This window comes from Ancylomarina sp. 16SWW S1-10-2 (genome assembly GCF_009669305.1).
Classification (GTDB): Bacteria; Bacteroidota; Bacteroidia; order Bacteroidales; family Marinifilaceae; genus Ancylomarina.
Genome location: NZ_SADB01000024.1, coordinates 1 through 13381, shown reverse-complemented (window position 1 = coordinate 13381; position 13381 = coordinate 1). Strand labels below are relative to the sequence as shown.

Here is a 13381-nt window from a genome sequence, read left to right as displayed (position 1 = left end):
ATCATAAATGTATATCGGATCGATACTTTAAAATAAAAACTTTAGCTAATAAGCGATTAGGTAGATATGCTTTTGAAATAATGATATTAAGTCGTATTTTCGCCTTCTAGGCGTTTATATTTCACATGCTCACTACAAAGCTATGAATCAAACATATAAGCATCTTAACAAATAAAATACAAAGATAGATTTAGGTATGTGGAATAAAATTGCGGGAATTATTCTCAGGAATAGAATATTATTATTAGTTATTATTGGACTGATGACTGTTTTTATGGGCTATAAGGCTCAATTTGTAGAAATGTCATACAAGCATGCTGAACTCCTCCCCTCTGACGACATAGCATCCATTGATTACGAAAACTTCCATAAGACATTTGGACAAGAAGGTAATGTGATGTTCTTTGGCGTACAAGACAGTGATTTTTATGAATTGAACAAGTTTAATGATTGGATTACGCTTGGAAACGACCTAAAGAAATTAGATGGTATTGATGCCGTAGTTTCCATTGCACACACCTACAACATTACCAAAAACAAGGAAAAGAAAAGATTTGAGTTTAATTCGATATTCCCTGATAAACTAGACTCGCAAAAACAACTTGATAGTATTGCAGCCATTGCGGAATCGCTTCCTTTTTATAAGGGAAGCCTTGTAAACCACGATACGGATACCTACTTAATGGCCATAACCGTAAACGGCAAAATTATTAATTCGAAGGCTAGGGAGCCAATGGTTAAAAAGGTACATGAAATATCGGAGGCATTTGTAAAAAAATATAATCTTAAAATGCACTACTCTGGCTTACCCTATATTAGAGTCGAAGTTGCACAAATGATTAAGAAAGAGATGAAAATGTTTATTCTCTTATCGCTGTTCATTACAGCAGTTATTCTTTTCATGTTTTTCCGCTCGTTCAAAGTGGTATTCTTTTGCATGTTGGTTGTGGGTTTAAGTGTTATATGGGCCGTTGGCTCCATGGCAATTTTCCAATACAAAATAACGTTGCTTACGGCAATGCTACCGCCACTTCTGATAGTTATAGGCATACCCAATTCGGTATTTCTCATAAATAAATACCATGGGGAATACATTCTGCACCGTAATAAGATTAAAGCCTTACAGCGAGTGGTTTCTAAAATTGGGAATGCAACCTTTTTAACCAATTTAACTACAGCATCTGGTTTTGCAACATTCATTATCACATCGAGTCAAATTCTTAAGGAATTTGGGGTTGTTGCAGCCTTAAATATTATGGTTGTGTTCTTTTTATCACTGGTATTAATTCCTATTACCTTTAGTTTTATTAATCCTCCAGATAATAAAGCAACCCGACATCTCGATAGTAAATTCACAAATAAATTTATAAAGACGCTTGAAAAAATCGTTTTGAATCATCGTAAAGCTGTATATATCATTACAATTACTTTAATCATTTTTGGTGCTTTTGGCATTAGTAAAATTAAGAGTACGGGTTATATGGTTGACGATTTGCCACACCACAATGTTATATACCAAGATCTTAAGTTCTTCGAGAGCAATCTTGATGGTATTATGCCTCTTGAAATAATTGTTGAAACAAAGAAAAAAGGTGGTGTTCTTAAATTATCTACTTTAAAACGTATCGAAAAACTCAACGATTCACTTAAGCAATATCCTGATATTTCGGCCTCATTATCTTTGGTAGAAGGTGCTAAATTTGCTCATCAGGCATACTACAATGGCAAAGAGAAATATTATAAAATGCCAAGTAGTAATGTCAAAAACATTCTTCTATCCTACCTATCAAAGGCAGAAGTTAAAGGAGATGTAAGCATTTTTGACTCCTTTATGGATTCAACCCAAACTAAAACACGAATGAGTTTTAGAATTAAGGATATTGGAACGACTCGAATGGAAAAAATGGAGCAAATTATTCTTGGTCATGTGAACAAGATATTCTCCAAAGACAAATACAAGGTAACAGTAACGGGTTCTAGTATTGTCTTTTTTAAGGGCACGCAATATCTCATTAAAAATCTATTTTTGAGTTTAGCCCTAGCTGTATTTCTTATTGCCACTTTTATGGCTTGGATGTTCTCATCGAAAAGAATGGTGCTCGTTGCTCTTATACCTAATCTAATTCCTTTAATTATAACGGCTGCCCTCATGGGCTATTTCGGTATTCCGATAAAGGCTTCGACCATACTTGTGTTTAGTATTGCCTTTGGTATTTCGGTAGATGATACGATTCACTACTTGGCAAAATACCGACAAGAACTAAAATTGACCTATTGGAGCATACGAACCTCGGTTGTTTTAGCCCTTCGCGAAACAGGACAAAGTATGATGTACACATCTATTATCCTCTTTTTTGGTTTTGGAATTTTTGCTTTGTCAGATTTTGGTGGAACCGTATCTTTAGGTGTTTTGGTTTCGGTAACGCTACTGTCGGCTATGTTATCGAATCTTGTTCTACTTCCCTCATTGCTATTAACTCTTGAACGTTTAATTACAAATCAATCGTTTAAAGAACCATTGCTACAAATTTACAACGAAGAAGAAGATATTGATTTGGATGCACTAAAAATTGCGACTTCTGAAATAAAAGATGAAGTAAAAAAAGATACAGACGTAAAATAATATCTGATACAAAACAAGAGAAACCCGATAGTTTAGGCTATCGGGTTTCTTCATGTAATAGGTTTGTGAATTATATTTAATCAGCGTTTAAATTTTAATTTCAAGATGGGCTATAGACGCAGATTTTAATAATTTAAATATGATTAATACTCCACCAGTATCAATGGTTTCCCTTTACCCCAAACCTAAAGGTTTTGCAAGCTTAAAGCAGATACAAGTTACAATTTTAAGATATATCACGAAAACTTGCTGGATAAGGATCTGGATTTATAGCTATATAAATAAGAATTATATCACTAAAAATTGCGTATAAAAAAAGCTGCCTCAAACTCGTTTAAGGCAGCTTTTTCAGTTTAAAACAAATAATCTAAAGATGTTTGCTTCGTTAAAAGCTAAAATTAACATCCACTTTGTAATTAGATTTTGTATTAAACTTGTCTGTTAGGACAAATAATCATTTTTTCTTTTTAAAAAGATCTTTTACATCCTTTTCATCTTTTTGCTCGTAAGCTGGTCCGTTTTTTCCGCGGTGCTTCTTTTTTGGTTTTTTGTTTCCTGCTGCTCCCATAGTTTCTCAAATTTTAATTAAATAAATATATGAGTCGTGTTCGGTTATATAAAATAGCTGGACTGCTCAATAAAAAATTGTACAAAGACGCACAAAATTATAAAAAAAATAAAACATATAATAAATTTAAAGGCATTATTGACTGAATAAGGACCTTTACAACCTTTCAAAATTCGATAATCTCACATTATACACTACCAGCAAACATTGTATTTTACCAAAATAATTCTAAAATATACACCAATAAATCATCACTTAAACATAACGATATAGTTCATCACACAGCACTTTACATTACTTTTTTATACTGTTTATTGCATCTTTTTCATTAACTTAGAGGAATCTCTTTTTGATTAACACGATGGGGAAAGCAAAACTCACATTAGCATCAGATACACATCACAATAAGAAAGTTGTGATAATTCGTTTTATCTATAATCGAGATATAGCTGACCTACTAAAACAAAAGTTTAACGCCCAATGGAGCCAGAGCAAAAGATATTGGTGGGTTGTAAGAGATCAATTCGATTACCCAAAATTTAAAACAGTCTTCGCTCCTAATTCTGAAATTATTATAATCAAAGAAAAAAAAGAAGCGGTACTGTTACCCAAAGGTTATCTGGAAAAATTAGAAAGACTCAGGTATAGTGAAAGTACAATAAAAACTTACTCGAAATACATGAGAGATTATTGTACAGCTTTTAAGGATAGTGATTTGACGACAACTAGTATTGATGAAATTAATGACTATTTACATTATCAAGTACAAAACGACATTATTTCAATAAGTCAACAGAATCAACTCGTTAATGCCATTAAGTTTTACTACGAAAAAGTTCTGGGTAAAAACAAAGAAATATATAAACTTGAGAGACCCAGGAAACGAAAACTTCTTCCAAAGGTATTGAGTAAATCAGAAATTATATCTATAATCAGGCAATGCTCTAATATTAAGCATAGATGTATTTTATCATTACTATATTCTGCCGGACTACGTAGGAGTGAACTTATAAACATGAGGATTAATGATATTATATCAGAGCGTAATCAAGTTTTAATACATAATGCAAAAGGCAATAAGGATCGTTACTCTATACTATCCCCACACTTGCTATCTGAACTTCGAGTTTATTTTAAAAAATATACGCCAAAACAATGGCTTTTCGAAGGCCAAAAGCCTGGCTCACAATATAGCGCAACCAGCATACGTAATATATTAAATATAGCAAGTAAAAAAGCAGGTATAAAAAGAAGAATAACACCACACATGTTACGCCATTCTTTTGCAACACATCTACTTGAACAGGGAGTTGACTTAAGATATATTCAAGTGCTGCTAGGGCATAGTTCTTCAAAAACAACAGAAATATATACACATGTTTCTAATCAGGAAATTGGTAAAATTATAAATCCTCTTGATGACCTTTGGAACACGACCTAATATCAATCGTCATTTTAAAATATAATGATGCGAAAAAATTCAAAAAGTGCACAATACACACCATATAAGTCAGTATTGTGCACTTTTCCACAAGATATATTAAGAATATAGGCACTTTAAAGTGCATATAGTAACGAGTTACCTGCAAGCTAAAAAAAATAACAGATGGAGAATATAGGAGCAAAATTTTTAAGAGCAGATTTACATATACATTCATTCGGCGAATTTGGTTCGTATGACGTTAAAGATACAACAATGACTCCATTGGCAATTGTTGATACTGCAATTGAAAAAAAATTAAGCGTAATTAGTATTACTGACCACAATGAGATTCAGAATTCACATACAGCTATTGAATATTCGAGAGAGAAAAATATTCTTGTGATTCCAGGTGTTGAAATCAGTACAACTCAAGGACATCTTTTAGTTTATTTTGAAACATATAAAAACCTTAGAGATTTTTATGGGAATCTAACAATAAGTGGAGATAAAAAGATTTGTAATCAGGGAATCGTAGAGTGTCTTGAATTTGCCAAAATCCATAATGGATTTGGAGTTCTAGCTCATATCGAATTACCATCAGGATTTGAATTAACAATTGGACGCTTCGGACCTCCAATTGAAGAAGTCTTAAAACATGAAAATCTATTAGGACTAGAAATAAGTTCAAAAAGTAGCTTAAACTTTTATACTGACGAAGATGAAAGTAAAGACAGAAAAAGGCTATTAAAACTACGTAAAGAGCACTTAGGTTATGATGACAGTTATACACTTCCCAAATTAATGTCTTCAGATTCTCACACGTTGAATAGGCTAGGCACAAATGCAGATGGTGAAACTAAATTGACAAGGTTTAAAGTAGATGAATTAAATTTTCACTCTATTAAAATAGCCTTATTAACTCATGAATCAAGGGTGAGATTAGAGAATGTAGTTCCTGACATGCGACCAATAATTGAAAGTATTAAAATTGAAGGGGGGCTTCTTGATAACATACAGATACGATTGAGTAGTAACTTAACTTGTATAATTGGTAGTCGTGGAGCTGGGAAGTCAACTTTACTAGAGGCGATTCGAGAAACATCTGGCAACAATTCAAGATCAACTGTTGTTGATTCTGAGGTCTGGCCTCAAAAAATAAAACTAAGATATATTGATGAAGCTAATCAAGTAGTTGACTTTACAAGAGAGAAGAATAGCGAGGTGCAAAATATTACCGATCCAATAAACGGTATTTCAAGTGTTGATATTGAGACTTATGGACAAGGAGAAACTGCTGACACTATCCAACACAGTGACGAAAATCCTAAAGTACTGGTTGATTTTCTTGACAGCTTTTTAAAATTAGATGCGAAAATTGTTGAAGACATAGAATTAACTTCTTTACTTCTTGAAAATCAAAGCGAAGCAAAAAAAATAAGAATAGGTTTGTTGAGTTTCAAAGAAACAGAAAAGGCGCTAAAAAATGAGCAAAGGAAACTCGAAAATCTCCAAAAGGAAAAGGCAGGGGAATTAGTAAAATATCAGAATGCGTTAATAAAAGAACGTGGTATAAGGAGTGAGTTGATAAAAAACTTAAATCAACTTGTTAAAAACTACAAAGAGATTTTAAGTGATGATGATACCTTTACAAATTTTGACTCTTTAGTTGATACAGATATTATTGTAGGTAAAGACTTTTTTAAAAAAGTAAAAGAAATTGTAGCTGATTTTTCAAAAGTTGTTAAAACAAAGTCAACTGAATTAAATGCTGAACTATCAGCAAAAATTACAGAGCTTAATGAGCAACTAAATAATTGGAAGGAAAAAGAAAAGTCAATACAAGACAAAATAGATGCTAAAAAAATTGAGTTAGAGAAACAAGGAATTCCATTTGATTTAGGTAAAATAAATCAGATATCTAAAGACATTGTAGACTATCAGAAGATTATAACAAAATTAAATCTCGATAAGAAAAAACTTAAGGATTTATCTACTGAAAGAGATGAGTTATTGGATAAGCGACTTTCTTTAAAGAATGATGTTTATGCAGAAAGAAACAAATTTGCAAAAAAGGCTAATGCTGATTTGAAAAATACAATTGATGGTTTCTTCATTTCAATAAAATATAAGAAAGGGAAGTTTTCTCCTGAATTTGAAGCACTCTTAAGATCTAAAATGGATTGGAGAAATTTCAAAAAATCTAAATATATTTCTGAGAACTTATCTCCATTGGATTTTGTAGATGTATGTAAAAAAGGCAATAAGGACACTTTAACAGGAATTAAAGATGATGAAGGGAATCAATTATTTTCTGATTTTGAAGCAGCAAATATTATTGAGAAAACCATAAAGGATAATAATTTTGAAGATTATGAATCCTTGGGGTTTGAAGATTTTCCTTCAATAATTGTGACAAAGGCAATCAAAGATGAAAATGGTGAAATGAAGTATTATCACAAACCAATTTCTCAATTATCATTAGGGCAACAACACTCTGTTCTTTTAGGTATTTTACTGCTTTCTGATAGTAATAAACCATTAATAATCGACCAACCTGAGGACAATTTGGATAGTGAATTTATATACAAAACAATTGTCAAAAATCTCAGAAAAATTAAAGAGCAAAGACAAGTAATCATTGTTACTCATAATGCAAATATTGCAGTTTTAGGCGATGCTGAATTAATAGTCCCCCTAAAAAGTACAAGTATTAAATCCCATGTCTTGAGTTCAGGTTCAATTGACAGAGAGGAAACTAGGGGGATTTGCTGTGAAATATTAGAAGGTGGGAAAAGAGCATTTATCCAAAGGCAAGACATATATGGAATTAAATAAAAGCAAGCAGGTAACACGCGTTATACATCATAGGTTTGCCGCAGGCGCAACACAAACCTACGCTGCATAGCGCCACCGTTGTAATGAATTAAGAAAGACCCTACTACAAAAAATATAATTATATGGATAACATTCAGAAATTAAGAATAAAAAGTGCAATGATTGTTTATGAATTGGAAACATCATTGGGTGACTATGTAATTGAAAATGAAATGTTGGATAAAATTAGTGAAACTAACAAAAATAACATTTCGGATAGGGAAAAATGTAAAGGTAACAACATTGAAAAAGATAATATCTCGGTTCTTGTAGAGTCAAGTTATTTAGATGAAGTGTTTAATCTAGCTATTGATACAACGGATGGAACGTCTCTAAACCCATACATGAAAGAATTAAAAACTTTATGCTCATTTTTAGGCATATTTGATATTCGAAATGCAATTAGCCACCCCAATAGACCTTTTCCCGATTCATATTGGTTTAAAACAGCAACTATTGCCAGTGACCCATTAGTTGAAAAATTAGGTCTTGGAGGGGTAAGAAAAGCATTGAACTCTGCTGTTGAAGGAAATTTGAATTCACCGCCAGAAGAGTGGTTTGATAATGTAAAGTGGGCAATACCAAATACTTTACCAAATTCATTTGACCATGAAATTACAGGACTTCTTGGTAGGGATAAAGAATTTAAAGATTTACATAACACTTTATCAAAAGCAAGAAATAGTTTAATTGCAGTTGTTGCACCTGGGGGTATCGGAAAGACTGCTTTAATATTACAATTTCTGAAAGATTTGTCATTAAGTCCTAGTTATAGTTCAAAAGTAAGCTCTATTGTTTTCTGTACTTTAAAGAATGAACGTTTAACCGCTAATGGTATTGAACAAATTGAAGCAATAAATGGTATTGAACAGATAAAAGAATCAATATTATCAGATTTGAATAGTTTGTACGGTGAAGATTCGTTTAGCTCATTTGAAAATGCTTGTGAAAAGTTAGAGACCGATAAAATATTGATTTGTATCGATAATTTAGAAACCCTATTAATGCATTCACAAGACGAATTTATAGAGTTTAATCAATCATTACCTCTATTTTGGAGAGTAATAGTAACAAGTAGAATTTCAATTGATTCTGCAACAACAGTTCCATTAGAACCATTAGTTAAACGACATGCAATTAGTTTAAGTCGGAATTATTTTAGAAAAAGAGGCATACAGAATATAGAACAATCAACTATTGAGAAAATTGCTGATATGGCTAATAATAATCCATTAGCTATAAGGCTGACAATTGATTTATACTTAAAAGGAGTTGACATATCTCAGTCAATTAAAAAATCACAAAAAGATATTATTTCATTTTCATACAAAAACCTTATAGAGTCACTTAATCCGAATTCAATAGCAATATTAGAAGCAATTTATGTTTTAGGAAATTCTTCAAAATCAGAATTAATTGATTTTCTTGAATTAACAAATGAAGATATTGTTGAAGCCACAAATGAATTGTCCAAAACAAGTTTGATTATTCGTACAACTAGTGAGATTGGTTTGGATTGTTATAAACTGAGTGAATCCATTAGAGACTTGCTGTTAATTAATCCCAAAAATATAGAAGTAAGAACAAATATCTCTGAAAGTCTTAAAAAAACGAAAGCAAAAATATTAGAGCAAACAACAAGGAATAAACAATTAGGTCTCACTGAGTTTGATGAAAACTTTGTTGAGCCAAATACTGAACGTTCAATTCATGGCTTAATCGTTGATTTAAATAAATATTTTTCAAAACCATATTCTAATAGAAATCTTACTGAACTTATAGATCTTAAGTCAAAATTTGCAGATTTAATTATTTATAACTCAAAAGACTATCAATTAAACTATCACTATGCTAGGGTGTTAAAGGTATTAAAAGATAAAACAGGTGAACTTAAAATATTGAAACAAGCGGAATCTCTGAATCCAGATTCACCTAGAACAATTAATGCTATTGCAATGCATTATTTTTATAATAGTGATTACGAAAAGGCTCTGGATATTTTTAATTTATTATTAGAAAAAAAGTATAATATCCCTGAAAATTCTTCGAATAAATTTAGTTTTTCATTAACGAAATTACGACTATTATGTCTTTTGTATTTAGGAATGTATGATGACATTATTAAAATAACAGAAAACTGGGAAAAAGATCCTAATTGGTCTGCTATTTATGGTACTTATCGGGCATCAACTATAAAAAGAAAAAATGAATTAAATAGATACAATCTTGAAGAGACAGAAAAAGCTATTAATAACTCTTTAGATATTTTTGAAATAATATTTACTAATGGGGATTACCCAATTGTGGCTTGTATTGAAGCAAACAAAATTGTAAGAGAATATGATTTTATCCTTTCAAAGAATATTTATTCTAAGGCAATAACGAAAAAATACGTTGGATTTATTGCTAATCATTTTTTCAACTTAGTTTCAAGACTTAAAAACGAGAGCATTGAATCTAAAGAATCCAAAGAGTTACTTAGTAAAGTATATGTTGCAGATATTAAACCAAATCCGTTGCACAATGTGTCTTGGTATTCTGAAACAATTGATATTGTTTATGACCAAGAACATATTGACGAATTAATAGAAGAAGGTTATGAAATAGTGAAAGTTTATCATATTCCTGAAAGAGAATACGGTATATCAAATTACATATTTGCTCAAAATAAGGAAGAACAACAATTTTATCTCCATGTTGACTGCTTTGATGGTGGATGGAATAAATGGGGATATATTGAAAATAATACAGAGCTTGCAATAACCTATAAAAATCTTCTTACAAATGGCAAACCAACACCAGCAACAGAAATTGTTGAGATAGACCAATATATGATTTAATAACTCATTACAATCGAGTAGGCTGCCGCTAGGCGCATAGCCTAGCGGAGAACCTCTCACACCACTGTACGTACGGGTCTCGTATACAGCGGTTCGTTAAATTATGGGGAATAATAAATCACGTCTTAAAGGCGTGATTCGTTTGTAAATATCAAGCATCGATTCATACCCTTTTTTCTTCAAACGAGCCAAAGTAATGGTCGTTATCAGAATCGGACTCTGAGCTATTGCCCATCCTCCCATTCGTGAACGAGACCATGCATAGGCTTGACCAGCTTCAATTCCCAATCGGATAAGGCTACGCCTTTTCTTTTCGGGTTTTTTCCAATGATGCCAAATGCAATACCTGAGCCTGTTGCGCAACCAACCGTCAAGGACTTCTAGTTTGTTTGAAATACTTGCCATACGGAAAGCATTTACCCAACCTCGTTGAACTTCATTTAGTCTTTGTATACGCTCATCCAAACTCATTGGTGTCGTTTTTCGGGTAATGATTTTCAGCTTTTGTTTCAGCTTCTTCCAACTCTTTTCAGATACGACCAATTGATACTTGCCCTTTTCACCTTTCTTGTAGGTTGACACAAAGCCAAATCCAAGAACCGTAAATTGAACAGGTCGACGAATACCACTCTTTTCCCGATTAATAGTCAACTTGAGTTTATCTCGTAAAAACGCGTAAACACTATTACCTACTCTTCGAGCGGTAGCTTTCGATTTGGTATAAATACTAAAATCGTCGGCATAGCGGATAAAGCGCAAGCCCTCCTTTTCCAGTTCCATATCCAACTCATGTAACATGATATTGGACAAGAGCGGGCTCAAAGGACTCCCTTGTGGCACGCCTTTTCTTCGTTTAACTAACTTCCCTTTTATTAAAATAGGGGCACGTAGCCATTTGCGAATCAAACGCATCGTTTCTCTACATTTTATCTTACGATAAAGTAAGTTTAGTAAATAACAATGATCCACTTCGTCGAAGAAGGTTTTCAGGTCAATATCTATGATATCCTGATAGCCTTCGTTGATATAAGTCTGTGCTTTCATCACTGCTTGATGCAAGTTTCGATTCGGGCGGAATCCAAAACTGTAATCCGAAAAATCAAACTCGAATTTAGCCATGATAGTTTGAAGCACTGCTTGCTGAAGCAATCGATCGGTTACGGTCGGGATACCCAATAAGCGCATCTGCCCGTTTCCTTTCGGAATTTCTACTCCTAAAATGGCTTGCGCCAAATACGTCCCCGAACGAACCTTCTTTAGTAACTCATCCCTATTAATGGACATGAGTTCTGAAAGTTTGACTACGGGCATGCGGTCTACTCCTGCAGAACCTCGGTTCTTTTGGACTTGATGCATCGCTCGAAGCAGATTCTTTCCTGTTAGTATTTGTTCAATCATTTTAGTTTACTTTTCTTTTCCCTGTTCCGCTTAATCCAAGGCTAGATCTGCCAAATGACAGAGGCTTCCTTGATGAATTTGGAACAACTTAACGTTCAGCCCTTCACTATTTGTGAGTCCTCCACGGTCTCTATTCGTGGCTCAGTTCTAATAGCTACTATGGCTTCGGCTGACTTCTCATCATAACCAACCCGTGGTTGATGAGATCTCCCTTGGTAAGGTAAATGTCCTTCAATCTAATCCTGCGAGATCTACATCGTTATTCTTTTGTAATCGTAGGGCTTTATAATGATGTGCTTACTTACCCAAATAACAATGCCTCATATCTCATTTCTGTTCGTCAGTTCAGACTTTTGCCGTTTGGCTTACTTCAGTGCATGGGTCACCCCAAACCACCTTGCCACTTGCTAATGCTTCCAGGAGTAACCCTAGTGCATAAGGGACTTACACCCTCTGGACTTTCTTCTACAAAACTTAACATTATAAAGGAACTTTTATTAAATTTACCATTCAAGGCACACACAAAAGCTAAATTTCATGGGCGCTGATAAGCAGTTCGAAAGTTTAGTTCAATTAACAAGCACCAGCAAGCCAATTAAATTGGTTTGTTCAAAAATATAAGCAAATTTAATCGGCTTGCTTCTTTCGGGTTTGATAAGATTTCTCTTTGAAATCGCCCACGTAACTTAGCAAGCCTGTTGTACACAATACAATTATGAAAGTTATATATATGAAATCATTTTTATTCATTTTGTTTTTTATTGCCTTTGCCAATATTGCAGAGACTCAGGTTTTAACTAATACAAACAAGTTTAGTCTTGTAAAAGAAATTCCTTTAAAAAAATATAAGAACGACAGGTATACTTTACGTGCAGATGTGAAAAATGTACCAACAGATTCGACTGGATTAGCTGAATTATTTTTGTTGCAAGTGGGGAAAGGTGACTATGATTTTATTGAAAGTAGTGGGCAAACTAAACGAATAAGTTCCAGAGATACTAGTTGGACATCTTATTCAATAAGTGGAAGAATCAAACAAGGTGCAGAGCGCATTTGGGTGTATCTTCAAACAGAGGGAAATGGAGATTGTTATTTTGATAATTTGAGTTTCAAAGTAGAGATAAACGATAGTATTTGGACTGAAAACTTATTTAGAGAAGGAAACTTTGAATCTGTATCAAACCCGATAAAAATATTTTCTAACAGTAAATACATTGAAGTCAATAAGGATAAAAAGCTTGGCATTGCTTTAAATAATGGCGTTGGTTATGGAAAATCTTTACATCTTTCAATAAAAAATAATCAGCAGTTCTTGCAGTATCGATGTGGATATGATTCAAGTAATGGAAAGTATGTAAAAAGTAATAACACCAAAATTTATTACGAGGTTTATGGTAAAGGTGATCCTTTATTACTCTTGCATGGGAACGGGCAATCCATTTCAGCTTATTCAAGGCAAATTCCAGAATTTGCTAAGCATTTTAAAGTTATAGCTGTTGATACTAGGGGACAAGGTAAAAGTATCGATACAATCTCAAAAAACTTTTCCTACAATCAATTTTCTGAGGACATGAAAGTATTGCTTGATACATTACATTTAAAACAGGTTAACCTTGTTGGATGGAGTGATGGAGGAAATACAGGGTTAACTTTGG

At 33.0% G+C, this 13381-nt stretch carries 6 protein-coding genes; 5 read left to right on the top strand and 1 reads right to left on the bottom strand.

From position 1 onward, the window contains the following. Positions 1-196: 196 nt before the first annotated feature. The 4 genes from EMN46_RS16010 to EMN46_RS15990 all read left to right on the top strand — a co-directional run bounded on the left by EMN46_RS16010 (position 197) and on the right by EMN46_RS15990 (position 10328). Entirely contained in the window at positions 197-2623 is a 2427-nt protein-coding gene (locus EMN46_RS16010) for an RND family transporter (RefSeq protein ID WP_154201830.1), read from the top strand. A 929-nt stretch (positions 2624-3552) separates the two neighbouring features. Further along, complete coding sequence (locus EMN46_RS16000; RefSeq protein ID WP_154201828.1) at positions 3553-4632, top strand: tyrosine-type recombinase/integrase; 1080 nt, start codon at positions 3553-3555, stop codon at positions 4630-4632. A 165-nt stretch (positions 4633-4797) separates the two neighbouring features. Further along, positions 4798-7449, top strand: a complete 2652-nt coding sequence (locus EMN46_RS15995) for a TrlF family AAA-like ATPase (protein WP_154201827.1) — start codon at positions 4798-4800, stop codon at positions 7447-7449. A 122-nt stretch (positions 7450-7571) separates the two neighbouring features. Continuing rightward, positions 7572-10328: an ATP-binding protein gene (locus tag EMN46_RS15990; RefSeq protein ID WP_154201826.1), complete on the top strand. Its 2757-nt coding sequence runs from the start codon at positions 7572-7574 to the stop codon at positions 10326-10328. A 96-nt stretch (positions 10329-10424) separates the two neighbouring features. Here the strand turns inward: EMN46_RS15990 and ltrA are convergent, their stop codons facing one another. After that, positions 10425-11726, bottom strand: a complete 1302-nt coding sequence (gene ltrA / locus EMN46_RS15985; RefSeq protein ID WP_154201825.1) for a group II intron reverse transcriptase/maturase — start codon at positions 11724-11726, stop codon at positions 10425-10427. A 730-nt stretch (positions 11727-12456) separates the two neighbouring features. Here ltrA and EMN46_RS15980 point away from each other — a divergent pair. Beyond that, on the top strand, positions 12457-13381 hold a 925-nt coding region (locus EMN46_RS15980; protein ID WP_195715289.1), incomplete at its 3' end, for an alpha/beta fold hydrolase.

Excerpts from the sequence above, each read along its gene's own strand:
- EMN46_RS16010 (WP_154201830.1), top strand. The coding sequence starts at position 197 with ATGTGGAATAAAATTGCGGGAATTATTCTCAGGAATAGAATATTATTA.
- EMN46_RS16000 (WP_154201828.1), top strand. The coding sequence starts at position 3,553 with ATGGGGAAAGCAAAACTCACATTAGCATCAGATACACATCACAATAAG.
- EMN46_RS15995 (WP_154201827.1), top strand. The coding sequence starts at position 4,798 with ATGGAGAATATAGGAGCAAAATTTTTAAGAGCAGATTTACATATACAT.
- EMN46_RS15990 (WP_154201826.1), top strand. The coding sequence starts at position 7,572 with ATGGATAACATTCAGAAATTAAGAATAAAAAGTGCAATGATTGTTTAT.
- ltrA (WP_154201825.1), bottom strand. The coding sequence starts at position 11,726 with ATGATTGAACAAATACTAACAGGAAAGAATCTGCTTCGAGCGATGCAT.